The following is a 23,145-nucleotide window of genomic DNA, read 5'->3' as shown; positions in this document are numbered from 1 at the left end:
ACGCAATCGTGACCGGATTTTGCACAACCCGCTGCGTTTGCCATATGCTTAAGCCACAAGGTCACTGACGCAAAGTCATGATTCAGTGCAAGAAGTGGAGCGCACCCCGCCTCCATCGAACACCAGGGTCAGGTGTTCGCCCCTTCGTCCCGGGCCCCAAGCGAGAGCTTTTCATGAGCAGCCACAGCATCGATGCCGATATCAAGGTCAAATGGGCCGAGGGCCAGAGCGCGTACAGCCCTGGCACACCAGAAGAGTTGCTGTTGATTGCCATCGACCTGCTGGTGCGCGATCGCGGCGCCGAGGCGGCACGCAGCTTCATCGACCAGGTGTTCGAGCGCTTCGCGCCGCACACGGCTATTCCAATCGCGCCAAACGGGCGCTGAGCAGGTCGAACAGGCCCTGGGCATCGCCCTCCTCCACCCACATCACGTTGGCAGGCTGCTTGAGCACGCCGTACCAGTCGGCAATGGTCTGGCCGAAGCCGGGGCCTTCGCGGCTGTCGATGCTCATGTGGATGCGCCGGCCGCTGAACAGCTCGGGCTTGAGCAGGTAGGCGATGACGCTGGCGTCGTGCACCGGGCCGCCGGGCATGCCGTACAGGTCCATGTCGTGGGTGATGTAGGCGTTGAGGATATCCACTACCCGTTTGCTGGCCTGGTTGTTCACCGCCGCCAGTTGCTTGAGGCGGGCGTCGCTGGTCAGCAGCTTGTGGGTGACGTCCAGCGGCAGGTAGGTCAGTTGCACACCGCTGGCCAACACCACTTCGGCGGCATGCGGGTCGGCATACAGGTTGAATTCTGCCGCCGGGGTGATGTTGCCGCCGTTGAAGTGGGCACCGCCCATGACCACCACTTCTTTGATGCCTTTTGCGATCTCGGGTTGCTGGATCAGCGCCAGGGCCAGGTTGGTTTGTGGGCCGAGCATGGCGATGGTGATGCTGTGGGGCTTGGCGCTTGCCAGGGTGTCGACCAGGTATTGCACGGCATTGCCTTGGGCCAGCGGCGCTTTCGGTTCGTGAACCTGGATGCCGGTAAGGCCTTCTTCGCCGTGCACGTCGGCGGCGTAGATCGGCTTGCGCACTAGCGGGCGCGCGGCGCCGGCGTACACGGGGATGTCTTCGCGACCAGCCCATTCGCGGGCCAGGCGGGCGTTGCGCGAGGTTTTTTCCAGGCGCACGTTGCCGGCCACGGTGGTGATGGCGCGAATGTTCAGTTCGTCGGGCGAGGCCATGGCCAGGAACAGCGCGACCACGTCGTCGGCGCCGGGGTCGGTGTCGATGATCAGGTCGATGGGGGCGGCCTGGAGGGTGGTGGCTGCGGCCATGAGGGCGATTCCTTGTAGCAGGGGTTTGAGCATGGGTGGCACTCCTGTTGCCTGGGTTGGTATTCCTGAAACACCGCAAATCCCTGTGGGAGCGGGTTTACCCGCGAAGAAGGCAGCGCGGTGGATGGCACCGGCTTCGCCGGTGTTCGCGGGTGAACCCGCTCCCACAGGGGGCCTGCGGTGGATGGCACCGGCTTCGCCGGTGTTCGCGGGTGAACCCGCTCCCACAGGGGCCTGCGGTGGATGGCACCGGCGCTGCCGGTGTTCGCGGGCATGCCCGCTCCCACAGGGGGATCTGCGTTGGGCAAGATGGCGAGTTAGAAGGTCACGCCGGAGATCAGCGCAATGTTGCTGTAGGGCTGGCACTCGCCAGTACGCACTACCGCACGGGCATTGCGTGACAATTCCTTGAAATCTTCATGGCTCAGCCATTCGCGCTTGCCCAGCTTGCCCTTCAGCCGCTCGATCTCGACCAGCGCCGGCGGCACCACTTTCTGCATCTCTTCGGCCAGCACGTGGCGCTCTACCTGCAACTCGCTCAGCACAACCCGCAACACGCTGGCGAAATCCGGCAGGCCAGGCGTGACGGCCAGGTCGATCAGTTCTACCCCCGGTGGCACCGGCAGCCCGGCATCGCCGATTATCAGGATGTCGCCATGCCCCATGCCGGCAATGGTCCGCGACAGGGCGACGTTCAGCAGTGGGGTTTTCTTCATGGCGCAAGCTCCGCCAGGTAGGGAATCGACGGCTGGGCGCCGGCGCGGGTAACCGACAGGGCCGCGGCGCGCTGGCCGAAGGCGATGGCTTCGCCCTCATCCAGGCCGCGCACCAGGCCAGCGGCAAAGCCGCCGATGAAGGTGTCGCCGGCTGCCGTGGTGTCCAGCGGCTGGACCACCGGCGCGGGGAAGTGCTGGTGGCCCTCGGGGGTGACCAGCAAGGCCCCTTGCGCGCCCAGGGTGATGATCACTTTGCCCGCGCCCAGCTGCAGCAAGCGCTCGCCGGCACGCCGGGCACTGTCCAGGTCCGCAACCGCCACGCCGGTCAGGGCTTCGGCCTCGCTTTCGTTGGGCGTCAGGTAGTCGATGTGGGGGAACCAGTCCGCCGGCAAGGGGCCGGTCGCCGGCGCCGGGTTCAGGATCACCTGCTTGCCCAGCTCGCGCCCCCTGGCCAGGGTCCAGGCCACGGTGTCGGTGGGTACCTCCAGCTGGCAGATGATCACCTCGGCCGCCTGCAGCAGCGCATCAAACCGCTGCACCGACTGCGGGGTCAGCAGGCCGTTGCCACCCGGGATGATGACAATGCAGTTCTGGCTGGCGGCATCCACGGTGATCAGCGCCACACCGCTGGACACGCCCTGGCAGGTGATGACGCCCTGGCAGTCGATGCCTTCCACATACAACGCCCGGTGCAGTTGCCGACCATAATCATCGTCGCCGACGTTGCCGATCATCGCCACGCTGCCGCCCAGGCGCGCCACGGCCACCGCCTGGTTGGCCCCCTTGCCGCCCGGCACGGTGAAAAAGCTTTCGCCGGGGAGTGTTTCGCCGGCCCGGGGCAGGCGCTGGGCGCGGGCCACCAGGTCCATGTTGAGGCTACCGACTACCACGACCTTGGCATTCATGACATTTCCTTAGCGTTAGCGGTAATCGTTGAACAGGTCCGGGCGCGGCCCGGTGGACTCGCGCAGCACGATGCGCGGGGCGACGATGCGTTGCTCTGCCGCGCCCTGCCGGGGTGTGCCGATACGCGTCAGCAACAGTGACGCGGCGCTCTCGCCCAGCTCGCGGATCGACTGGCCCACCGTGGTCAACGGCGGGTACACATAGCGGCTGAGTTCGATGTCGTCGAAACCGATCACCGACAGCTCGCCGGGCACGTTGATATTGCGTTCGGCCGCGGCACGCAGCACGCCGAAGCCGATCATGTCGTTGCCGGCGAAAATCGCCGTGGGCCGCCTGCCCTCCAGCAACCGGCTTGCCACCGCATGGCCACCCGGGCTGGTGAAGTCGCAGTGCAGCACGCGGTCGCCCAGCACCACCACACCGGCCTCGGCCATGGCGCGGCGGAAGCCGCTCAGGCGCAGCTGGGTGACCCCGGTTTCGGCGGGGCCGCCGATGTAGGCGATGTCACGGTGGCCAAGCTCCAGCAGATGCCGAGTGGCCAGGAAGGCGCCCTGCTCGTGGTCGATGCGCACCAGGTCGGCATCCACGCCATCCAGTTCGCGGTCGACGATCACCATTGGCGTACGCACGCCAGCCAGGCTTTGCAGCAGGTCGCTGTCCTGGCCTACCGAAGCCACCACCAGGCCGTCGATGCGTTTTTCCAGCAGTACGCGCAGGTAGCTGCGCTGCTTTTGCGGGTTGTCGTCGGAGTTGCACAGGATCACGCAGTAGCCGTTGCGCTCGCAGGCATCTTCAATGCCCCGCGCCAGTTCGGCGAAGTACGGGTTGACGCTGTTGGGCACCAGCAAGCCAATGGTGGCCGTGCTGCGTGCCTTTAGCGAGCGCGCCACGGCGCTGGGCACGTAGTCGAGCTCGGCGATGGCGGCTTCGACTTTCAGCCGCACTTGCTCGCTGACCGGTCGGGTCTTGTTCAGCACATGGGACACAGTGGTGTAGGAAATGCCCGCCAGTGCCGCGACGTCTTTGATGGTTGCCATGTTCTCAGTTCCGCCGGCCTGCACGCCGGCTACGGTAAGTGTCGAGCACCACGGCGATGACGATCACCGCCCCGGTGATGATGCGCTTGGTCGGTTCGCTGGCACCGATCTGCGCCAGCCCTGCGGCCAGCACCGAAATGATCAGCACGCCAAAGAAGGTGCTGATGACCGAGCCGCGCCCGCCCATCAGGCTGGTGCCGCCAATCACCACGGCGGCGATCACCTGCAGCTCCAGGCCGGAGCCGGCATTGGGGTCTGCCGCTTCCAGGCGCGAGATCTGGAACAGCGCGGCCAGGCCGGCAAGCAGGCCCATCAGGGCGAACACCAGCACCTTGTACGGACGCGGGTCGATGCCGGCCAGGCGCACGGCCTCTTCGTTGGTGCCGATGCCGATCAGGTAGCGGCCGAACACCGTGCGGGTCAGCACCAGCTGGGCCAGCACGATCACCAGCAAGGCGATGATGAACGCCGGCGAGATGCCGAATGCAATGGGGTTGGAGAACCAGGCATAGGCATCGCCGATATAGGCAGTGCGCGAATCTGTGAACTGGTAGGCCAGGCCGCGGGCCATTTCCAGCACGCCGAGCGAGACGATGAACGACGGAATGCGCCAGGCCACGGTGACGCCGCCGGTGATACTGCCGGCCAGCGCGGCCACGGCCATGCCCAGCAGGGCCGAAGGCAGCGCACCCCAACCCCAGCCGAGGATCGCCACGCTGACCGTCGAAGCCGCCAGCGCCAGCACCGAGCCCACCGACAGGTCGATGCCGCCGATGATCAGCACGAAGGTCATGCCCACCGCCAGCACCATCAGGTCGGGGATCTGGTTGGCCAGGGTACTGAAGGTGTTGTACGACCAGAAGTGGCTGCTGAGGAACGAGAACAGCACGATCATCGCCAGCAAGGCGCCGGCCAGGCCCAGGTAGGTACCCAGGCCAAGATAGGTGCCACTGCGGCGCACCGGTACGGCGCCTTGGCTGTCGAGCGGGGTGGTTTTCATGCATCCATCCTGGGAGCTGCGTCATGCAGCAGTGCGTCACGTTTCTGATAACCGGCAAAGGCTGCAGCCAGCAGCTGGTCCTGGCTCCAATGGTCACGCTCGAAGGTGTCGATGAGGCGACCGGCCGACAGCACGGCGATGCGGTCGCAGATCAGCATCAGCTCGCGCAGGTCGCTGGACACCACCACCAGGGCCTTGCCCTGGCGCGCCAGTTCGGCCAGCAGGCCGTAAATGTCGAACTTGGCGCCGACGTCGATACCACGGGTGGGCTCGTCGAACAGCAGCACCCGGCAGTCGCGCTCGAGCCAGCGGCCGATCACCACCTTCTGCTGGTTGCCACCAGACAGCTCGCCTACCACTTGCTGCGGGCCGGCACTGCGAATGCGCATGGCCTGGATCTGGCGCTCGGCCAATGCCGCTTCGGCCTCGCCATCGAGCACCCCGGCCCGGGATACCGCGCCGAGGTTGCCCAGGGCGATATTGGCGCTGATCGACTGTGTCAGCAGCAGGCCCTCGCCCTTGCGGTCTTCGGTGATCAGCGCGATACCGGCCTGCACGGCAGCCTTGGGCGAGTCGATGGTGACCACCTGCGGCGGCTGGCCGAGGGCGACGCTGCCGCTGTCGGCACGGTCGGCGCCGTAGATCAGGCGCAACAGTTCGGTACGGCCGGCACCGATCAGGCCAGAGATGCCGAAAATCTCCCCTGCCCTGACCTCGAACGTCACTTCACGCACCTTGTCGGCACGGCTGAGCTTGTCGACCTTGAGCAGCGGCGCGCCGATCTGCCGGCGGCCCAGGTCGATATGCTCGCCCAACTCGCGGCCGACCATCAGGTTGACCAGTTCGGCGCTGCTGTAGCGCTGGATCGGTTCGTCGCACACCAGCTTGCCGTCGCGCAGCACGACGATGCGCTGGGCCACGCGCTGCAGTTCTTCCAGGCGATGGGAGATGTAGACGATGGCCACGCCACGTTGGCGCAGGCGTTCGATCTGGGTGAACAGCAGCTCTACCTCGCGCGCGGTGAGCATGGCGGTGGGCTCGTCGAAGATCAGCACATGGCAGTCGCCGATCAGGTTGCGGGCGATCTCGACCATCTGCTGGTGGCCGATGCCCAGTTCGCCAACCGGGGTGTCCGGGTCGATGGCGTCGAGGCCGACCTGGGCCATGGCCGCCGTGGCCAGCTGGCGCAGGCGCTTCTGGCTGATCCAGCCAAAGCGGCCGGGCAGGTTGTCGAGGAACAGGTTTTCCGCCACGGTCAGCGTGGGCAGCAGGTTCAGCTCCTGCATCACCATGCGCACGCCAAGGCGCTCGGCCTCGCTGCGGCTGCCGGGTGCGTAGGCCTGGCCGCGGTAGCGCATGTGCCCGGTGGTGGGGGTTTCCAGGCCACTGATGAGCTTGGACAGGGTGCTCTTGCCCGCGCCGTTCTCACCCGTCAGCGCCAGCACTTCGCCGGCCCGCAGGTTCAGGCTGACCTCGCCGAGCACGGGCTGGGCATAGGTCTTGCCCAGGCCGCTGGCGGCGAGCACCACTTCATTGGCCGATGCAGGCATGGCCGTATCTCCTGCCAGCAATCAGGGCTTGGTGATGAGTTGGACCGGGGTCTGGATGACGTTGTCGGCATCCACGTCGGGTTTCTCGCCCTTGACCATTTTCAGCGCCGCCTGGATGCCGTACACCGCCTGCTGGCTGGCCGCCTGGTCGAGGGTGGCGAGCACACGGCCATCGGCGAGCATCGGCTTGATGGCGTTGATGTTGTCGTAGCCCACCACTTGCACCTGCCCGGTCTTGCCGGCGGCACGCACGGCCGACACGGCGCCCAGGGCCATGCTGTCGTTACCGGCCAGCAGGGCTTTCAGGTCGGGGTATTCGTTGAGCATGGAGGCGGCGACGGCGTTGCCTTTGTCGATTTCCCAATTGCCGCTCTGCACCGAGACGATCTTGACCTGCGCGGCCTCCATGGCGTCCTTGAAACCGGCGGTACGCTGCTGGGCGTTGGTGGTGGTCGGCACGCCTTCGATGATGCCGACCTGGTCGCCGGCCTTGAGCTTTTTGTTGGCCAGGAAGTCGCCGACCAGGCGCGCGCCCTTGCGGTTGTCGGGGCCCACGAAGGGTACGCTGATGCCTTTGCTCTTGAGCAGCGCCGGGTCCAGACGGTTATCGATGTTGATCACCACCACGCCCTGGTCCATGGCCTTCTTCACCGCCGATACCAGCGCCTTGGAGTCGGCCGGGGCGATGACCAGGGCCTTGGCGCCTGCGTTGACCATTTGCTCGACGATGCGGATCTGCTCGCCGGTGTCGGTCTCGTTCTTGATGCCGTTGGCGATCAGCTCGAATTCATCGGCGTGGGCTTTCTGGTAGTCCTTGGCGCCGTCTTCCATGGTGCGGAAGAACTCGTTGGCCAGCGACTTCATGACCAGGGCGACCTTGGGCTTGTCTTCGGCGTGGGCGGTAGAAAACGGCAGGGCCAGGGAAAGCGAGGAAATGACCGCGAGGGCCAGCAGACGACCGGGGAACGGCAGTTTCATGGACGATGACTCCGAATCTTGTGTTTTTTGTCGGATCGCAAACGTTTGCGTTGCCTAACTATGGAAACAGGACCGGGGTTTGTCAAATCCGTTTGGCTGTCGGAGGTCAAGTCGAGCCCGGGGCAGTTTATCCGGATTTTTTCCGAAAAGCCGAACGTCTTTTCCTACGTTTGTTCGGAATCTCGAATGGCCCCCCTTCATGTGGGAGCGGCCTTGTGTCGCGAAAGGGCCGCAAGGCGGCCCCGGCAATGTGTGCTGTTGCGCCGGAACCCGGGGCCGCTGCGCGCCCCTTTCGCGACACAAGGCCGCTCCCACAAAGGCCGTGCGCGCAAGTGGTACGAAACCTGCCTTGCACCCTGTGCGACAAAACAACCATCTCATTAGGAAGAGAGAGAACAATAACGATGAATGCCGCACTGAAAACCTTCGCCCCCACCGCCCTCGCCCTGCTGCTGGCTCTGCCTACCACCGTCTCGGCCAAAGAAGCCGAAACCCAGCAGAAGCTGGCCAACGTGGTCATTCTCGCCACCGGCGGCACCATTGCCGGTGCTGGCGCCAGCGCCGCCAACAGCGCCACCTACCAGGCCGCCAAGGTGGGCGTCGACAAGCTGATCGCCGGCGTGCCGGAACTGGCCGACCTGGCCAACGTACGCGGCGAGCAGGTCATGCAGATCGCCTCTGAAAGCATCTCCAACGACGACCTGCTCAAGTTGGGCAAACGCGTTGCCGAACTGGCCGAAAGCAAGGATGTGGACGGTATCGTCATCACCCACGGCACCGACACCCTGGAAGAAACCGCCTACTTCCTCAACCTGGTGGAAAAGACCGACAAGCCAATCGTGGTGGTCGGTTCGATGCGCCCGGGCACCGCCATGTCCGCCGACGGCATGCTCAACCTGTACAACGCCGTGGCCGTGGCCAGCGACAAGCAGTCGCGCGGCAAGGGCGTGCTGGTGACCATGAATGACGAGATCCAGTCCGGCCGCGATGTGAGCAAGTCGGTCAACATCAAGACTGAAGCCTTCAAGAGCGCCTGGGGCCCGATGGGCATGGTGGTGGAAGGCAAGTCCTACTGGTTCCGCCTGCCGGCCAAGCGCCACACGGTAAACTCCGAGTTCGACATCAAGCAGATCAGCAGCCTGCCGCAGGTGGACATCGCTTATGGCTATGGCAACGTCACCGACACCGCCTACAAGGCGCTGGCGCAGAACGGCGCCAAGGCACTGATCCATGCCGGGACCGGCAACGGTTCGGTGTCGTCACGGGTGGTGCCGGCGCTGCAGGAACTGCGCAAGAACGGCGTGCAGATCATTCGCTCGTCGCATGTGAACCAGGGTGGTTTCGTGCTGCGCAACGCCGAACAGCCGGATGACAAGAACGACTGGGTCGTGGCCCATGACCTGAACCCGCAGAAGGCGCGGATCCTGGCGATGGTGGCGATGACCAGGACCCAGGACAGCAAGGAGCTGCAGCGGATCTTCTGGGAGTACTGATCACTACTGCCCCCTGAAATGCAAACAGCCCGCTGCCACCCTGTGGGAGCGGGTTCCCCCGCGAACACCGGCAAAGCCGGTGCCATACACCGCCTCGCATTTTTCGCGGGTAAACGCGCTCCCACAGGGAAAAGGCATGAGAATGCGGTTAACTACCTGAACCTCCAGCCAACACGACACATCTGCGTGCCAGGATCATCGTGGGGTCTACCAGAGCAACCGTCCTGCCACTGAGTTCATAAGCATCACAGTGGCTGAGCACCAGCGGCAGTTCCGTACAGCCCAGAATCAGCACCGTCGCCCCCACTTCCGTAAGATGCTCGGCCGCAATCAACAGCTGGTCTCGACACAGTCCTTCAGTGAAGCCAGCCTTGACGCCCCGCTCACCATAGATGGCCTCCATGACCAGCTTCTGGTAATCCGGCGCCGGCACAACAATCTCAAGCCCGGCGCGGCTGGCTGCCTGGTGATAGACCTGGCTGGCGACGGTGCCTGACGTCGCCAGCAGGCCGACCGTCCTGTCGCGGCCGTATGTTTGTCTTATCCAGTCGATCGTCTCGGTGAGCATGTTGACGATTGGCACGCGCAGGTGCTCCTGGATGCGTTCAACAAACGCGTGAGCGGTATTGCACGGGATTGCAATTGCATTGGCACCGGCGCTTTCCAGGCGTTTGCAGGTCGCATACAGGGCCATCGTCGGGTCGGTTTCATCATTCAGCAGACTGGCCGTGCGATCCGGAATTTGCGGGTTCTGCTCGACCACCATCTTGATGTGGTCCTGATCCCGGCCTGCTGGCGTACCGGCAACCACCTTGCCCATGAAGTCCACCGTAGCTGCGGGGCCGACCCCACCCACGATACCCAGCTTGAATGGCAGTTCACGGGGCGCACTTGAGCCTTGGGTCGCGAACGTGGCGTAGAGCTCGTTGATATCCAGTGCGGCAATGCCGCGGCGCTGCAGGTCGGCGCACACCAGCGAAAGCTCGGTCATGCCCGGCACGACCAAGCTGGCACCCTGTGCCTGCACTGACAGGCATGCCTGGTACACGGACTCCAGAGGCATGCCATCCAGGTGCCCATCCTTGATGCCGTTGACGCCATACATGGCCTCCATCAGCGCGACCTGCGCTTGTGCATCGGGGTACACCACATTGTACTGGTGGCCCAACGCTTGTTCGAAGAGCCCGGAATGACGCACATAATCCGAAGCAAGCACGCCGAGTGTACTGCCTGGCTCCGCGACCTGACGGATGTGTTGCACCAAGGCTTCCATCATGTCCAGCACCGGAGTCCCCAGCTCTTCCTGGATCTGCGTGCGGAACGTCTGGCTGGCGAAGCAAGGCAGCATGATTGCATCCACACCGCTAGCTTCAAATGACCTGCACACCTCGAAAACATAGAACTTTCGCGAGGTCATGCTCGCGCTTGCATCCAAAGGCAGCATTACATCCTTGAAGGGATGTTGCTCGAGCAGGAAATGAAAACGCCCCTGGTCCTCCAGCACCGCCCGCGACTTCAAAAGCTTGTAGAAAAGGTCGCCCCCCGCGAGCGAACCAAGCCCGCCGACAATTCCGATCGTGTGGGCAAAAGCTTGTGGAACTGCTGCCTTCTTCGACTTCATGAGCAAACTCCTCAGGCGGCCGATACCGGGCGGTCGAGGGTGGGCGCCTCGCTTGCCGCTTGCGGCTCGGTCTGTGGCTCTGATCTGGCGATCACAGCCGTGGCAATGCTGTTGCCCACGACATTGGTAGCGGTACGTGCCATGTCGAGGAACTGATCGATACCGATGATCAACAGCAGGCCAGCCTCAGGCAGGTTGAACATCGGCAAAGTCGCAGCGACCACCACCACCGAGGCCCGCGCCACGCCCGCCATGCCCTTGCTGGTAATCATCAGGGTCAAAAGGATCAACACCTGCTGGGTGAAGCTGAGGTCGATGTTGTATGCCTGGGCGATGAACATGATGGCGAACGCCTGGTACATCATCGAACCGTCGAGGTTGAATGAGTAGCCCAACGGCAGGACGAAGCTGGACACGCGTTTCGGCGCACCGAACTTCTCGAGCGCTTCCATCGTTTTCGGGTAGGCCGCCTCGCTGCTGGCCGTGGAGAACGCCAGCAGCACAGGCTCGCGAATCAGTTTGCCGAGCGTGAAAACAGACTTGCCCAGGCACAAGTAACCCGCACCGAACAGCACTGCCCACAGCAGCAGGATGCCCAGATAGAACTCGACAATGAGTTTGCCATAGTCGGTCAGCAGCCCCAGGCCTTGAGTAGTGATTGCAGAAGCGATCGCTGCAAAAACCCCGATCGGTGCAAACGCCATGACATAGTCAGTGATGCGAAACATCACTTTCGCAAGTTCATTGATGCAGTCCACAATCTTTGTATGGCCGGCTCGGTTGACACCTGCCAAGGCGAAGCCAAAGAACAAAGAGAAGACCACAATTTGAAGTATTTCATTATTGGCCATGGCCTCGGCAATACTGCGAGGGAATACATGACTGATAAATACCTTGAGGCTGAAGTCGCCTGTATTCACCGGGGTTGTAACGGCATCAGCGTGATGCGCGACCTGCAAGTTGATGCCAGCGCCTGGCTCGAACAGGTTGACCAGCGCCATGCCGATCGCCAGTGAAATGGCCGAAGCGCAGACGAACCAGGCCATGGCACGAAAGCCGATGCGGCCGACCGAGCGCGAATTGCCCATGCTTGCGATCCCGCCGACAAGCGTGGCGAACACCAACGGCGCGATGATCATCTTAATCAAACGCAGAAAGATATCCGTCACCATTGAGAAGTAGCCAGCTATCTGCCTGGCGTCCTGTTCGCTGCCTGCGAAATGATGACATGCCCAGCCGACGACTACGCCCAAGGCGATACCTATCGCAATCCGGCGCGGAAGTTTATTGTTTTTCACGATGTATTCCTCAAGTTATTTTCTATTTTTTCTACTTGGCAGGATCTGGATAAAGACAGGAACAGCAACTCGCCGAGCGAGTGCTGGGGACAAGTTTATCGCCGCGAAAAAACAAGTTGATGAGTAATAGGGCTGACCCTATGCGTTTTTGGAATAGTTTACAGGCATCGCTGTCGAGGCTTATGCGAACACGCTTACACTGAGCGCCTGGCGAAGGAGATCAGCGATGCAAATCAAGTGGCTGGACGACCTCATGGCAATCGCCGAGTGGAAGAATTTTTCTCGCGCCGCCGAGGTGCGTTGCGTTACACAGTCCGCGCTTTCCAGGAGAATCCGCTCGCTCGAAGAGTGGGTGGGTGTCGAACTGGTTGATCGTGCAACCTACCCGGTACAGCTTACGCCCGCCGGCCAGACCTTCTGCGCTGAAGCCCGCCAGGCGCTCGCTGCCTTGATGGCGCTGCGCGCCGACCTGAGGGACGTGAAACGGATGCCAGGGCGCTCGATCCAGATCACGGCAGCCCACAGCCTGTCCATGACGTTCCTGCCGAAATGGCTCAGCCAGTTCCAGCAGCAAAACGAGCGCTTCAATGCCCGGGTAGTGGCGGCCAACATCAATGACGCCGTCATCGCCCTTGAAGAAGGCAGCTGCGACCTGATGATTGTCTACCATCATCCGCTCACCCCCATCTCCCTGGACCCTGAGCGCTTCGGTAGCCTGGCGCTCGGCCACGATGCATTCATCCCCGTGTGTGCGCCCGACGCGCAGGGCAAGCCGATGTTCCGGCTTTGCGCAGGCAACAAGCCTATTCCGCACCTGGCGTACACGGCTACGACATTTCTGGGGAAAGTGGCAGACGTCGTCATTCGCAACGCACCTGAAGTCGCCCCTCTGGAACGGTGCTATGAGGCCGATATGGCGATGCTGCTGGTTCGCATGGCTGTCGAGGGCTATGGGGTAGCCTGGCTGCCCCACAGTGCAGTAAATGACGAACTGGAAAGAGGGTTGCTCGTGCAGGCCGGAGGCGCCGAATGGAGCACTCGGCTGGAGATCCGCTCGTACTGCTCGCTGTTGAATCAGAACCCTACGATGAGAAGCCTGTGGAATACCCTGGACAACACTGCGCATGGATCAGCCCAGGCTTGAGCACAGTTTCCGCCTGACAAGCTGTTGCGAAATTACTTACAGTGAAATACTGTATGTGCATACAGCAAAAACAAGGAAACACTTGTGTCCAGCACCGCCTCCGCCACCCCGAGCAGCTACGAACAACTGGGTATGCGCATCCAGAAGATCATCAACAGCCCCACGGCACAGCGCAGCCGTGCGGCGTTGATCTTTCGCCTGGAACAGGAAACCCCGGAAGACTGGGAAACCCTGCTTGGGGAAATCGCCGAAAACGACAACGTCACCCTCGCCCACCGCGACGATGGCGGTGTGCAGATTTTCTGGACAGTACCGAAGGAAGACTGACCGCGCATCAACCTCAAGCCAGTGCCTGCAGGTAGGCACTGGCTTCGCGGTAACGCGCCAGCCGCGCCAGGTCGGTGGGGCCTGGGCAGGGGATGCGCGAAAGGTCGCTGTTGTCGGCCAGGTCGGCCAGCTTGACGGTGCGCGCCAGCGGGTCACCGCCCAGGCGCACCACGAAGTCCTGGTAGGCCTCGCCCTCACGGCGGCTCAGCGCCAGCAAGGCGGCAAGGATTTTCAGCGCGAAACCCTCCCGCGCCAGGTCGGACAGGGTCAGCGGGGTGTCTTCGATCACATCGTGAAGCACCGCGACAATCCGTTGTTCGGTTGTGCCAACCCGCATCATCACGCGTAGCGGGTGGAGGATATATGCAGCCCCACCCTTGTCGTATTGCCCTTCATGCGCCCTGGCGGCCACGGCAATGGCCCGCTCCAGTGTAGACATGAGGCCCTCCCCGTTCAGCTTCCTCCTGCCAAGCATAGCCAAAACTGTGCGGACAATGTGTGGGAGCGGCCTTGCGTCGCGAATGGGCCGCAAAGCGGCCCCGGCCATCTGTGCCAGGTTCAGATATCGGGGCCGCTACGCAGCCCTTTCGCGACGCAAGGCCGCTCCCACAAGGATTGCGCAAGCATCTGAATCTTGAGCAAACACCGTTATCTCCCTGCAGGAAGCTGGGTTAGCGCGCAGCACCGTGCTGGATGACCACCGAATCGGTACCCAGCTTGGCCATTACCTCGGCCTTGCGTGCTTCGGCTTCCTCACGGCTGGGGAACGGCCCCATCAGCACCACCGGTTTGCCGTCGCGGTACTCTACCGAGGACGGGATGCCCTTTTCGATCAGGCGTGCGGTCATGTCACTGAGCGCCCCCATGTTGGCGCCCTGGATCACTTCCACATCCCAGCCTTGCGGGGCTGGCTGGCCAGCCAGGGCTTCGGCACGGCGCTGCAGCTCGGCGCCACCGCACATCTCGCGGATGCGCAGGTTGTTGCCGTTGTCGTCGACGATGATTTCGTACTGGCCATCGCGCTTGATCGCCACGTAGCTGCGGTAGGCTTCGTACTGCCCGGCATCATCCTTGCCACGGACCTGGCCGCAGATGGTGCCCTGGGTGTCGATCCGCACGTTGCCGAACTTGGCGGTCTTGGGGTTGTGCAGGTGTTCGGCCACCTGTTTGTGCACGCCTTCGACCTCGTTCTCACAGCCCGCCAGGGCGAGCACTGCCATTACCACAGCCAGTTTGCGCACGCGTGTACCTCCAGATTCGAAGGCGCGGATTCTACCACGCCCGCCCTGGGCGAGGACCGCGAACATACGTTACACCGTGCGACCAGTGGCCCTGCACCTCAGGCAGTCATGGCATGCCACGCCTCGTCATGACGGCAGCAGATCCAAGGTCCGTTCGAGTTCATCGAGGTCGATACGGAAGCCGATGCCATTGGGTATCCCGACGACAAAGCCGAAATGCTGTTGATCGCGATCAGTCAGGTACTTGTAGAAGCAGACAAAGCGATCAGGTGGCTGCAGTGTCAGCACCGAAGCGCCGGGCGATAGCACATTGATACCGTGGATCAGCTGGCTGCCCTCGACGCCCGCCACTACCCTCGCCCCGGCACAAGTTTGCACGATGGTTGCCAGGTCGCACTTCAAAGGATTAAGGATGCGAAAGCCGCGATGTTTATGCAGATGCTCGGCAATTTCCAGTTCGTTGTGCAGCAGGCGCGGATCTCCGTCACAGCCCCGCAGGATGAAAACCCCCGGGTGGGGCTGGTAATTCACCCGCGACAACAACTTCTGGCCCATGGCGCGGAATCGCTCGGACTGGTTTGTGTTGTGGCTGAAGTCATCGAACAGCACCAACTCTCGAAAAAAGGCAGTGCGCAGCCGCAGCGGATGCATGCAAAGCCATTCTTCGTACTGCGGAGCCTGGGAAAAAAGCGGGAACCTGCCCGAAGGCGCCGTGGTCACCGGCACCCCTTCGTTACGGGCCAAAGCATAGGTGACGCAATCCTCGGCCAGCCATGTTCCAAACCAACGGTTGCCGTAACGTGAACAATAAGCGGCCCCACGCTCGACCTCTTGCTCCACGACAACCCGTGGCAACCCGTTGGGTCGGTCAGACAGCCAGAAGCTGGCATTGTTCTTGTACAGAGCACCATCGATCAGAATGACATCCTTGATCAGATAGCCCCTGGTAGGAGCCTGTTCGACGCTGCCCAACCCCTCCATGGTTCGCCGCGGATGCTCGAAGGGAAAGAAACGTTTTGCTTCCCAGCCGGTCACTCGCTCCAACTGATTCGGCAGGAAGAAAGCGGGAGGCGCCGGGGTGACCTCGGCCGGCGCGATATCCCAGGTCTTGACTGCAAGGCTCTTGAGGTTCTCCGACGGCTTTCGTACCAACCGCTTTCTTGCCAGGTACGTGTATGCGGCCAAGCTCCAGCTTTTACGGTCCGATCCCTTCGTCTCTACATTCGAAATATCGTTCATCATGCAGCACTCTCATTGAAGGCAATCTTTCACGCTCAGTTGGACGCTACTCTTTCCAGAATGGGGGGAGACTGGAAGTGGGCATACCGATCTCGCAAGTTCTCCAGCAATAGTTCACCAGGCGCTTTCGCACAGTAAATGTATATCTTGAACAAACCACCGAAGACCATTTCACGATAGCGGTCGACAACTTCCTGGTCACTTGGCCCATCCGGCAGCCCCAGATGCAGTGTGAGCTTACTGTCCTCGACGGCGAATAACGGGAACTCCCAGAGGAACTTGGCGATGCCGGTCTTGGGTAGCCGGACGAACATATAGGCCTGGTTGCCCAAGGTATCCACATCACCGCCGCGCCGGCGCTTCCATTTCAAAAGCCCATCGTCCGGACGTGCCAGGCATTGGCCGATATCGTAATAATCGAAACCCTGCTCGATGGCCCACTCCAGGGCCATGAAAGTAGTGATGGAGTTGACCTCGCGCAGTCGTTTGGGGTCGCTGAAGACAGCCTCCGGGTAGCCAAAGCGAAGCGTGCTCCAATAGCGCTTGCCGGCCCGGGTTATTACACAACCGAAATGACAGGCGACAACCTCGTCGCCTTTCATTATCAGGTCGAGTCGGCCAACGGTCTGGGCGATGCGCACCACTTCCTGCGAGTCGAATTGTTTGGCATACAGGCCATGCCGCGCCTGAGCATAAGGCTGCAACATTTCCCGGTCGGCCTTGCCAATCGCCTCGTCCGTCAGCACCTGCTGCATACGGTACAGCGGCCGGCACTTGCGAATACTGCGGCGTAGTTCACCGTCGTAGCGGGCGATGATCTCCTCCAGCGGACGCCCCAGGGGGATGATGGCACTCAGGTAATGGGGCACGTACAGGGCCCCTGCACTGGGCATCTCGCTGATTAACAACCTATGGGACGCGGCGCCAGATTGTTGCGGGCCATCGCCAGGCTGGGTGTCGACCTCGGGCTTACCGCCGATGAGCAGCCTGGCCATTTCCCTGCGGCTCTTTCGCCCGACATACAAGACCTCGTAGTCGTTACTTTTCTGTAGCCGGAACCTGGCGATTTCCCAGCGCCACAAACACGCGCGCCCCATTATATCCTGGGTCCAAATCAAGAGCTTTCTTATTTCGAAGCGCATCGACGGCGTTATGAGCTTTCGTATGTGCTCTCTCATTTTAGTTTACCCGGATAACAGGTTATATGCTGTCAAATAAACACCCAATCACCTTTGGCACTTAAACGCCATAGGCTGCCAGATACAAAAATATTAAAGATCCGCGAAAAAGATCTGTCAAACACGCTTAATCATTGAATATTCAATGGTTAGCCAGTGAAAACAGTATGTTTTATGGCGCCATTTTTTCTTGTGGAACATCTTCACGGCCCAATCAGGTGAACAGGCTGGTAATCATTTCACCGAAAAGGACGCCAATCAGCAGGGCGGGCAGCACTACAAGCTCGCGCTTCAGGTCCAGCAGGCCCAGCTTGCGGTTGACCGGAAAAATCAGGAAAAGCGTGAAGAAGGTATGCAGCGCCACACCCCAGATGGCATAGGTCACGCCACCGATGGCCATGAGGACCGGCAGCAGGATAAACAGCGAAACGACCCGGATGATGTTGTCCATCGCCACGTATTTGGTCAGCCCCAGGGCCAACCAGAGCTGGTGTGCCAGCGTGAAGCGCAAGGTGAAAAGCGAGAGCGAGAGAATGGCCATGGTATTGCCGGCGCCGGCATAACGGTCGTCGTAAAGCCAACTGATCATCAGTGGGCTGGCAGTCAGCAAAAAACCGCAAGCAAACAGCGAGGTCAGGTCGAACAGCGCCCTGGAGCGGTAGTAAAGGCTGCGCACCCGCTCTTTGTCGCCACTTCTCGTCGCCTCACTGAAGGCCGGCAGGGCAACTGCCCCCGCCAGCCGCAGCAGGACCGACTGAATGGCCCCGAGGATGGCGACAGCGATGGAATAGACCCCTAGTTCCGCGACCGACATACTACCGCCGAACCAGATCCGGTCACCCTGCATTGCCAGGACCCCTACGGAGGACGACAACAATATCCAGCGTCCGTAATCGAACACCTCGCGCAGCGCAGCCGGTTCCAATCGCAGGCGGTTGCGCGGCCCCTGGAAGATCAGGTGACTGAGTACGGTGAAAACCAGTGTGCTCAGCAGGCCTGCGGCCACCAATGACCAGATGGAGCGGGTGAGATAGCCTGCCACGAGCATGGCTATCAAACCGACAAACTGCGCAATCAGCTCGGCGATCACCACCTTCTTCTGCTGGAAGACACGGATGGCCACATCGACCTTGGGCGACTGGAAGCCATAGATGATTGCGGCGACCCCAGACAAAGCCAGTACCATCGGTAGCTCTGGAGCGGCGTAGGTGGAATGGGCCGGCCACAGCTCGATGTGTTGCGTGAATTGTGCCCCCAGGGCCAACAGCAACGTGAGAAGGAACAGCACAAACCCACGGATGACTTGCACCGTCCACACGGTATCGAGAAACAGCGGTTCGTCGCCGCGCGAACTCTGAATGACGTTCGGCCGCAGCCCGACATCGGAAAGCATTTGCAGCAGCACGGATACAGTGGTCGCAATGGCCATCACGCCGAACATTTCCGGCACGAGCAAGCGGGTAATAACCAGATTGCCGCCCAGGCGCATGACCTGGGAAGCAAAGACAGCGACAAGGTTCAACGCACTGGCCCACATGGCCCGTTTGCGCAGGCTCAACGGAAGCGACACATCTATCGAAGGCATAGCCGCATCTCTGAACCCATCGCTAGAGACTCACTATAGTCACAATTCGCCATGGGGCTATCCGAGCAGGCTGTAGCGCGTGAAATCGCCCTCCGCCGGGCACAACAAAAACAAAAGGGCGACCCCTTGGGGTCGCCCTTTTGATGCCCGGAAACCGGGACTTTTATTTGGTAGGCACAATTGGACTCGAACCAACGACCCCCACCATGTCAAGGTGGTGCTCTAACCAACTGAGCTATGTGCCTGTCGTGTGGGGCGCATATTAGTGATCGAAAGCGTAGCTGTAAAGCGTTTTTTTCAGAAAAATCAAAAACTTTCGAAACCGAACGCATCGCGCTTGTTGTAGGAGCAGCCTCGTGCTGCGAAAGGACCGGCATGGGCGACTCAATACCGGCGGCAGGACTGGCGTCTGCGCAGCACAAGGCTGCCCCTACAATTCAACGACTACCTACAAAATCGGGCAATGAAAAAAGGGATGACCCTTGCGGATCACCCCTTCTTCGATTTGGTAGGCACAATTGGACTCGAACCAACGACCCCCACCATGTCAAGGTGGTGCTCTAACCAACTGAGCTATGTGCCTGTCGTGTGGTGCGCATTCTACTCATTCCAAAAACCGTGTCAACACTTTTTTTCGCGCTAACCTACTGAATCTTAAACTCTTTATAGAAAGGCGCGCTGGCAGGACCGAGTAAAGGATTTTCACCGGACGACTAGCGGGTGTTTATTATTATTGATAGCATCGGTACATTCGTTAAAAATATAAAACACGAGGTTCCTGCAGCATGGCTAACACCCCCTACCCCCAGTCCTACTACGCCGCCTCGGCCAACCCGGTGCCGCCACGTCCGGCGCTGCAGGGTGAGGTGGAAACCGATGTGTGCATCATCGGCGCCGGTTACACCGGCCTGTCCAGCGCCCTGTTCCTGCTGGAGAACGGCTTCAAGGTGAGCATCGTCGAAGCGGCCAAGGTCGGCTTCGGCGCATCGGGCCGCAACGGTGGCCAGATCGTCAACAGCTACAGCCGCGATATCGACGTCATCGAACGCACCGTCGGCCCCAAGCAGGCCCAGCTGCTGGGCCATATGGCCTTCGAAGGTGGGCGCATCATTCGTGAGCGCGTGGCCAAGTACAACATCCAGTGCGACCTGAAGGACGGTGGCGTGTTCGCTGCCCTCACCAGCAAGCAGATGGGCCACCTGGAGTCGCAAAAGCGCCTGTGGGAACGCTTCGGCCACAACCAGCTGGAGCTGATGGACCAGAAGCGCATCCGCGAAGTGGTCGCCTGCGACAACTATGTGGGCGGCATGCTGGACATGAGCGGCGGCCACATCCACCCGCTGAACCTGGCCCTGGGCGAAGCCGCCGCGGTCGAGTCGCTGGGCGGCATCATCTATGAGCAAACCCCGGCCGTACGCATCGAGCGTGGTGCCAACCCGGTGGTGCATACCCCGCAGGGCAAGGTCCGCGCCAAGTTCATCATCGTTGCCGGCAACGCTTACCTGGGCAATCTGGTGCCGGAGCTGGCCAGCAAGTCCATGCCATGCGGCACCCAGGTGATCACCACCGAGCCGCTGGGCGACGAACTGGCGCGCACCTTGCTGCCGCAGGACTACTGCGTCGAAGACTGCAACTACCTGCTCGACTACTACCGCCTGACCAGCGACAAGCGCCTGATCTTCGGTGGCGGCGTGGTGTACGGCGCGCGTGACCCGGCCAACATCGAGGCGATCATCCGCCCGAAGATGCTCAAGGCTTTCCCGCAGCTGAAGAACGTGAAGATCGACTACGCCTGGACCGGCAACTTCCTGCTGACCTTGTCGCGTCTGCCACAGGTTGGCCGTATCGGCGACAACATCTACTACTCCCAGGGCTGCTCGGGTCACGGCGTGACCTACACCCACCTGGCGGGCAAGGTGCTGGCCGAGGCCATGCGTGGCCAGGCCGAGCGTTTCGACGCCTTCGCCGGCCTGCCGCACTACCCGTTCCCGGGTGGCCAGATGCTGCGCGTGCCGTTCAGCGCCCTTGGCGCCTGGTACTACAGCCTGCGTGATCGCCTGGGCTTCTGATGTAAGCAGGCTTGGCCTCTTCGCGGGTGAACCCGCTCCCACAGGTACAGCACAGGATTTGAATATTGTGCAGTACCTGTGGGAGCGGGCATGCCCGCGAAAGGGCTTGAACAGGCAGAAGCTACTTGTTCAGGCTACTCACAGCCTGCCTGGCCGCAATCTCCTGCCCCGCCCGGGCCAGTTCATCCGCAGCCTGCAACCAGCGCTGGCGGTCCACCTGGGCCGGCAGTTGCCGCGGTGGCTGCACGAGCACTGCCCAACTCCCAAGCTTCGCCCACGCCGAGGCAAAGTCATCGAACGCCATCAGCTGCCGCCGGTGCATGCCCGAGCGCAACAGCACCCGCTGCTTGTAGCGGTCGTAGCCGATCAGCACGGCATAGCGTGGCTCGCTCCACCAGGCCGAACCATCCTCGTAACGCAGCAGCACTGGGTTGCCCGCCGCCACCTGGGTCAACAGCGCGTCCAGTTGCTTGTCCAGCGGATACACCACCATGCCGTAGTCGCGCGCTACCCGGGGGATACCCGTGTCCAGCGCCTCGGCGCCCTGGGGCAGGTTCAGCGGCTTGTCCAGCAGCCCCGGCGTGATCGGGGCCCCCTGTTGCGACAGCACCGCCGCCAATGCCATGGCCCCGCTGTGGTTGGCGTTGCCACGGTAGAACGGCACGCTGCTGATCTCGACCCGCTGTGGCAGGCCTTTGAGGTTGGCGGAGGGTCCGCCGGCACAGCCGGCCAGGCTGGCCGCTACCAGGCAGGCAGCCAGCAGCCGACGAGGGATGGTCTTGAAGGAAAGTTGCTGCATGGACACTCGCTTGCTTCAACGCCAGGCAGGCAGCGCCCGGCTCTGGCCAACGATCATAGGTCGGACAGCGGCGCGGGTATAGTCCGACACCGGCTAGTGCCAAATCGGACCAAGCGATAGACCTTTGGTCAATGGAACGTCACAGGCGAAGGGCTAGACTAAAGCAGTGTCTGGAGGGCCAGCGTCGGCGACCGAGCGCGGCCCATAGAGATGGAGGCACAAATGAGCCTGACCATGGCAATCCTCATGCTGGTGGGCATGTGGCTGAGCGTTGCAGCCGCCATGCTGTGGGGTGTACTGCGTATCGTGCGGCGTCATTCCCACCACCTGCCACCGCAGGCCCTCGCCAAGCCACAGCCTGTGCGCCGGGCGCGGCGGCATGCCGGGGTGCACTGATTTCAGAAGTTTCGAGGCCCATTCGCGGGTGAACCCGCTCCCACAAGATCCTCCACTGCCTTCAGAAGCGGCGAATTACCTGTGGGAGCGGGCAAGCCCGCGAACGGGGCGCAAGCGCCCCGCTTTTTTACATCAACCTTCTGCGGCTTCGCGCTTCAACCGCGCCCGACGGGCGAGGATGTTGAGGATCTCGATCGCCGTCGAGAAGGCCATGGCTGCGTACACATAACCCTTCGGTACATGGGCGCCAAAACCTTCGGCGATCAGCGTCATGCCGATCATGATCAGGAAGCCCAGGGCCAGCATCACCACGGTCGGGTTGTCGTTGATGAAGTTGGCCAACGGGTCGGCGGCCACCATCATGACGATCACGGCAGTGATAACGGCGATGATCATGATCGGCAGGTGCTCGGTCATGCCCACGGCGGTGATGATGCTGTCAACCGAGAACACGATGTCCAGCAACAGGATCTGGAAGATCGCCGCAGCAAAGCCCAGGGTAACCGTCGACGATACCTTGGCTTCTTCCTTGGCACCGTGCGGGTCGACGTTCTCGTGGATTTCCTTGGTCGCCTTCCACAGCAGGAACAGGCCACCGGCAATCAGGATCACGTCCTTCCAGGAGAAGGCATTGCCGAACACCTCGAACACCGGGTCGGTCAGCTGGACGATCCAGGCCACCGTGCTGAGCAAGGCCAGGCGCATGACCAAGGCCATGCTGATACCGATACGGCGCGCCTTGGAGCGATACTCCAGCGGCAGCTTGTTGGTCAGGATGGAGATGAAGATCAGGTTGTCGATGCCCAGTACGACTTCCATGGCCACCAGCGTAGCCAAGGCAACCCAGGCGGTAGGGCTAGCGACGAGTTCCAGCAAATATTCCATTGTTCAAATCCTGCAGCAGCGGTTGGGGGTCAGATTTCCTGGGTGTCTTCTTTCTTGTCGGCGTCCTTGGGCTTGTGCCCTTCGTTGCCGATGGCCTCGCTCAACGCCTGCTGTGCAGCCTTGTTGGTGTCGTCGATGGCCTGCTTGGCCGACTGTGCGGCCTGGTCGAGCATCTGCTGGGCGGATTTCTCGGCCTGCTCGCAACCGGCCAGGGTGAACAGGGCCAAGGCCAGCACCAGCGGCGTGCCGATGGATTTGAGTTGCAGCATGGGTTCCTCGCTTTCATATTCCGGCGGCGCGCACGGCGCCTGATGGAGCCGCATTCTAAAGAGCGTAATACATCAGGAAAATTCGTTT

23 protein-coding genes and 2 tRNA genes are annotated in these 23,145 nt (G+C 61.7%); 6 read left to right on the top strand and 19 right to left on the bottom strand.

Features of this window, described 5'->3' with window-relative positions; translation table 11 throughout:
• Positions 1–173: 173 nt before the first annotated feature.
• Positions 174–386, top strand: a complete 213-nt coding sequence (locus RIN61_RS21555) for a hypothetical protein (RefSeq protein ID WP_063912423.1) — start codon at positions 174–176, stop codon at positions 384–386.
• On the opposite strand, the gene RIN61_RS21550 is transcribed toward RIN61_RS21555, so the two are convergent.
• The 7 genes from RIN61_RS21550 to RIN61_RS21520 form a co-directional block, all read right to left on the bottom strand.
• Complete coding sequence (locus RIN61_RS21550; protein WP_313853945.1) at positions 358–1,359, bottom strand: nucleoside hydrolase; 1,002 nt, start codon at positions 1,357–1,359, stop codon at positions 358–360. The genes RIN61_RS21555 and RIN61_RS21550 overlap by 29 nt on opposite strands.
• Positions 1,360–1,643: 284 nt before the next feature.
• A complete protein-coding gene (gene rbsD, locus RIN61_RS21545) occupies positions 1,644–2,042 on the bottom strand; it encodes a D-ribose pyranase (protein WP_112252429.1) in 399 nt (132 codons plus the stop codon).
• The gene (rbsK, locus tag RIN61_RS21540) at positions 2,039–2,947 is read right to left on the bottom strand and encodes a ribokinase (protein ID WP_112252428.1); all 909 of its coding nucleotides are present in this window, start codon (positions 2,945–2,947) and stop codon (positions 2,039–2,041) included. Before rbsK ends, rbsD begins: the two co-directional genes overlap by 4 nt.
• Before the next feature lie 15 nt (positions 2,948–2,962).
• The gene (locus RIN61_RS21535) at positions 2,963–3,985 is read right to left on the bottom strand and encodes a LacI family DNA-binding transcriptional regulator (protein ID WP_207878384.1); all 1,023 of its coding nucleotides are present in this window, start codon (positions 3,983–3,985) and stop codon (positions 2,963–2,965) included.
• A 4-nt stretch (positions 3,986–3,989) separates the two neighbouring features.
• Positions 3,990–4,985 carry an ABC transporter permease gene (locus tag RIN61_RS21530; protein ID WP_133971200.1) on the bottom strand — a complete coding sequence of 332 codons (996 nt, stop codon included), beginning with the start codon at positions 4,983–4,985 and terminating at the stop codon, positions 3,990–3,992.
• Positions 4,982–6,535 carry a sugar ABC transporter ATP-binding protein gene (locus tag RIN61_RS21525; protein WP_252378874.1) on the bottom strand — a complete coding sequence of 518 codons (1,554 nt, stop codon included), beginning with the start codon at positions 6,533–6,535 and terminating at the stop codon, positions 4,982–4,984. Before RIN61_RS21525 ends, RIN61_RS21530 begins: the two co-directional genes overlap by 4 nt.
• 21 nt (positions 6,536–6,556) lie before the next feature.
• Entirely contained in the window at positions 6,557–7,513 is a 957-nt protein-coding gene (locus RIN61_RS21520) for a sugar ABC transporter substrate-binding protein (protein ID WP_112252424.1), read from the bottom strand.
• Positions 7,514–7,917: 404 nt separating this feature from the next.
• Between RIN61_RS21520 and RIN61_RS21515 the strand changes: the two genes are divergently transcribed.
• Positions 7,918–9,006 carry an asparaginase gene (locus RIN61_RS21515; RefSeq protein WP_112252423.1) on the top strand — a complete coding sequence of 363 codons (1,089 nt, stop codon included), beginning with the start codon at positions 7,918–7,920 and terminating at the stop codon, positions 9,004–9,006.
• A gap of 148 nt (positions 9,007–9,154) precedes the next feature.
• On the opposite strand, the gene RIN61_RS21510 is transcribed toward RIN61_RS21515, so the two are convergent.
• Both RIN61_RS21510 and RIN61_RS21505 read right to left on the bottom strand, forming a co-directional pair.
• Positions 9,155–10,627: a cysteate racemase gene (locus RIN61_RS21510; RefSeq protein WP_313853934.1), complete on the bottom strand. Its 1,473-nt coding sequence runs from the start codon at positions 10,625–10,627 to the stop codon at positions 9,155–9,157.
• 11 nt (positions 10,628–10,638) lie between these two features.
• Complete coding sequence (locus RIN61_RS21505; RefSeq protein WP_207878382.1) at positions 10,639–11,925, bottom strand: dicarboxylate/amino acid:cation symporter; 1,287 nt, start codon at positions 11,923–11,925, stop codon at positions 10,639–10,641.
• A 226-nt stretch (positions 11,926–12,151) separates the two neighbouring features.
• Here RIN61_RS21505 and RIN61_RS21500 point away from each other — a divergent pair, with 226 nt between their 5' ends.
• A complete protein-coding gene (locus tag RIN61_RS21500; RefSeq protein ID WP_112252419.1) occupies positions 12,152–13,069 on the top strand; it encodes a LysR substrate-binding domain-containing protein in 918 nt (305 codons plus the stop codon).
• A gap of 84 nt (positions 13,070–13,153) precedes the next feature.
• Positions 13,154–13,396, top strand: a complete 243-nt coding sequence (locus tag RIN61_RS21495) for a DUF1654 domain-containing protein (protein WP_112252418.1) — start codon at positions 13,154–13,156, stop codon at positions 13,394–13,396.
• A 13-nt stretch (positions 13,397–13,409) separates the two neighbouring features.
• Here the strand turns inward: RIN61_RS21495 and RIN61_RS21490 are convergent, their stop codons facing one another.
• From RIN61_RS21490 to RIN61_RS21460, 7 genes are all read right to left on the bottom strand, one after another.
• Entirely contained in the window at positions 13,410–13,835 is a 426-nt protein-coding gene (locus tag RIN61_RS21490; RefSeq protein ID WP_112252417.1) for a GTP pyrophosphokinase, read from the bottom strand.
• Between the two features lie 232 nt (positions 13,836–14,067).
• A complete protein-coding gene (locus tag RIN61_RS21485; RefSeq protein ID WP_112252416.1) occupies positions 14,068–14,637 on the bottom strand; it encodes an SPOR domain-containing protein in 570 nt (189 codons plus the stop codon).
• Positions 14,638–14,763: 126 nt separating this feature from the next.
• Positions 14,764–15,879: a glycosyltransferase family 61 protein gene (locus tag RIN61_RS21480; protein ID WP_112252415.1), complete on the bottom strand. Its 1,116-nt coding sequence runs from the start codon at positions 15,877–15,879 to the stop codon at positions 14,764–14,766.
• A 32-nt stretch (positions 15,880–15,911) separates the two neighbouring features.
• A complete protein-coding gene (locus tag RIN61_RS21475) occupies positions 15,912–17,054 on the bottom strand; it encodes a hypothetical protein (protein WP_252378869.1) in 1,143 nt (380 codons plus the stop codon).
• A gap of 214 nt (positions 17,055–17,268) precedes the next feature.
• Entirely contained in the window at positions 17,269–18,639 is a 1,371-nt protein-coding gene (locus tag RIN61_RS21470; RefSeq protein WP_112252413.1) for an oligosaccharide flippase family protein, read from the bottom strand.
• 168 nt (positions 18,640–18,807) lie between these two features.
• Positions 18,808–18,884, bottom strand: a tRNA-Val gene (locus tag RIN61_RS21465).
• 261 nt (positions 18,885–19,145) lie between these two features.
• A tRNA-Val gene (locus RIN61_RS21460) sits at positions 19,146–19,222 on the bottom strand.
• 202 nt (positions 19,223–19,424) lie between these two features.
• Here RIN61_RS21460 and RIN61_RS21455 point away from each other — a divergent pair.
• The gene (locus tag RIN61_RS21455; protein ID WP_112252412.1) at positions 19,425–20,708 is read left to right on the top strand and encodes an NAD(P)/FAD-dependent oxidoreductase; all 1,284 of its coding nucleotides are present in this window, start codon (positions 19,425–19,427) and stop codon (positions 20,706–20,708) included.
• 121 nt (positions 20,709–20,829) lie between these two features.
• Here RIN61_RS21455 and RIN61_RS21450 read toward each other — a convergent pair whose 3' ends face one another.
• Positions 20,830–21,507, bottom strand: a complete 678-nt coding sequence (locus tag RIN61_RS21450; RefSeq protein ID WP_207878378.1) for a peptidase C39 family protein — start codon at positions 21,505–21,507, stop codon at positions 20,830–20,832.
• A gap of 222 nt (positions 21,508–21,729) precedes the next feature.
• Here RIN61_RS21450 and RIN61_RS21445 point away from each other — a divergent pair, with 222 nt between their 5' ends.
• Positions 21,730–21,903, top strand: a complete 174-nt coding sequence (locus tag RIN61_RS21445; protein ID WP_313853919.1) for a hypothetical protein — start codon at positions 21,730–21,732, stop codon at positions 21,901–21,903.
• Positions 21,904–22,035: 132 nt separating this feature from the next.
• Here RIN61_RS21445 and RIN61_RS21440 read toward each other — a convergent pair whose 3' ends face one another.
• Positions 22,036–22,788: a TerC family protein gene (locus RIN61_RS21440; RefSeq protein WP_112252410.1), complete on the bottom strand. Its 753-nt coding sequence runs from the start codon at positions 22,786–22,788 to the stop codon at positions 22,036–22,038.
• Between the two features lie 29 nt (positions 22,789–22,817).
• Positions 22,818–23,057 (bottom strand): hypothetical protein, encoded by a 240-nt coding sequence (locus RIN61_RS21435; RefSeq protein ID WP_112252409.1) that lies wholly within the window; start codon positions 23,055–23,057, stop codon positions 22,818–22,820.
• Positions 23,058–23,145 lie beyond the last annotated feature (88 nt).

Source organism: Pseudomonas inefficax, from assembly GCF_032164165.1.
Lineage (GTDB): Bacteria > Pseudomonadota > Gammaproteobacteria > Pseudomonadales > Pseudomonadaceae > Aquipseudomonas > Aquipseudomonas inefficax.
The sequence above is the reverse complement of the archived record's forward strand: the minus strand, read 5'-3'. Positions and strand labels throughout refer to the sequence as shown.

What these genes read in the sequence shown, in the direction of transcription:
- RIN61_RS21555 (WP_063912423.1), top strand. Translation starts at nt 174, where the DNA reads ATGAGCAGCCACAGCATCGATGCCGATATCAAGGTCAAATGGGCCGAG.
- RIN61_RS21550 (WP_313853945.1), bottom strand. Translation starts at nt 1,359, where the DNA reads ATGCTCAAACCCCTGCTACAAGGAATCGCCCTCATGGCCGCAGCCACC.
- rbsD (WP_112252429.1), bottom strand. Translation starts at nt 2,042, where the DNA reads ATGAAGAAAACCCCACTGCTGAACGTCGCCCTGTCGCGGACCATTGCC.
- rbsK (WP_112252428.1), bottom strand. Translation starts at nt 2,947, where the DNA reads ATGAATGCCAAGGTCGTGGTAGTCGGTAGCCTCAACATGGACCTGGTG.
- RIN61_RS21535 (WP_207878384.1), bottom strand. Translation starts at nt 3,985, where the DNA reads ATGGCAACCATCAAAGACGTCGCGGCACTGGCGGGCATTTCCTACACC.
- RIN61_RS21530 (WP_133971200.1), bottom strand. Translation starts at nt 4,985, where the DNA reads ATGAAAACCACCCCGCTCGACAGCCAAGGCGCCGTACCGGTGCGCCGC.
- RIN61_RS21525 (WP_252378874.1), bottom strand. Translation starts at nt 6,535, where the DNA reads ATGCCTGCATCGGCCAATGAAGTGGTGCTCGCCGCCAGCGGCCTGGGC.
- RIN61_RS21520 (WP_112252424.1), bottom strand. Translation starts at nt 7,513, where the DNA reads ATGAAACTGCCGTTCCCCGGTCGTCTGCTGGCCCTCGCGGTCATTTCC.
- RIN61_RS21515 (WP_112252423.1), top strand. Translation starts at nt 7,918, where the DNA reads ATGAATGCCGCACTGAAAACCTTCGCCCCCACCGCCCTCGCCCTGCTG.
- RIN61_RS21510 (WP_313853934.1), bottom strand. Translation starts at nt 10,627, where the DNA reads ATGAAGTCGAAGAAGGCAGCAGTTCCACAAGCTTTTGCCCACACGATC.
- RIN61_RS21500 (WP_112252419.1), top strand. Translation starts at nt 12,152, where the DNA reads ATGCAAATCAAGTGGCTGGACGACCTCATGGCAATCGCCGAGTGGAAG.
- RIN61_RS21490 (WP_112252417.1), bottom strand. Translation starts at nt 13,835, where the DNA reads ATGTCTACACTGGAGCGGGCCATTGCCGTGGCCGCCAGGGCGCATGAA.
- RIN61_RS21480 (WP_112252415.1), bottom strand. Translation starts at nt 15,879, where the DNA reads ATGATGAACGATATTTCGAATGTAGAGACGAAGGGATCGGACCGTAAA.
- RIN61_RS21475 (WP_252378869.1), bottom strand. Translation starts at nt 17,054, where the DNA reads ATGAGAGAGCACATACGAAAGCTCATAACGCCGTCGATGCGCTTCGAA.
- RIN61_RS21470 (WP_112252413.1), bottom strand. Translation starts at nt 18,639, where the DNA reads ATGCCTTCGATAGATGTGTCGCTTCCGTTGAGCCTGCGCAAACGGGCC.
- RIN61_RS21455 (WP_112252412.1), top strand. Translation starts at nt 19,425, where the DNA reads ATGGCTAACACCCCCTACCCCCAGTCCTACTACGCCGCCTCGGCCAAC.
- RIN61_RS21450 (WP_207878378.1), bottom strand. Translation starts at nt 21,507, where the DNA reads ATGCAGCAACTTTCCTTCAAGACCATCCCTCGTCGGCTGCTGGCTGCC.
- RIN61_RS21445 (WP_313853919.1), top strand. Translation starts at nt 21,730, where the DNA reads ATGAGCCTGACCATGGCAATCCTCATGCTGGTGGGCATGTGGCTGAGC.
- RIN61_RS21440 (WP_112252410.1), bottom strand. Translation starts at nt 22,788, where the DNA reads ATGGAATATTTGCTGGAACTCGTCGCTAGCCCTACCGCCTGGGTTGCC.
- RIN61_RS21435 (WP_112252409.1), bottom strand. Translation starts at nt 23,057, where the DNA reads ATGCTGCAACTCAAATCCATCGGCACGCCGCTGGTGCTGGCCTTGGCC.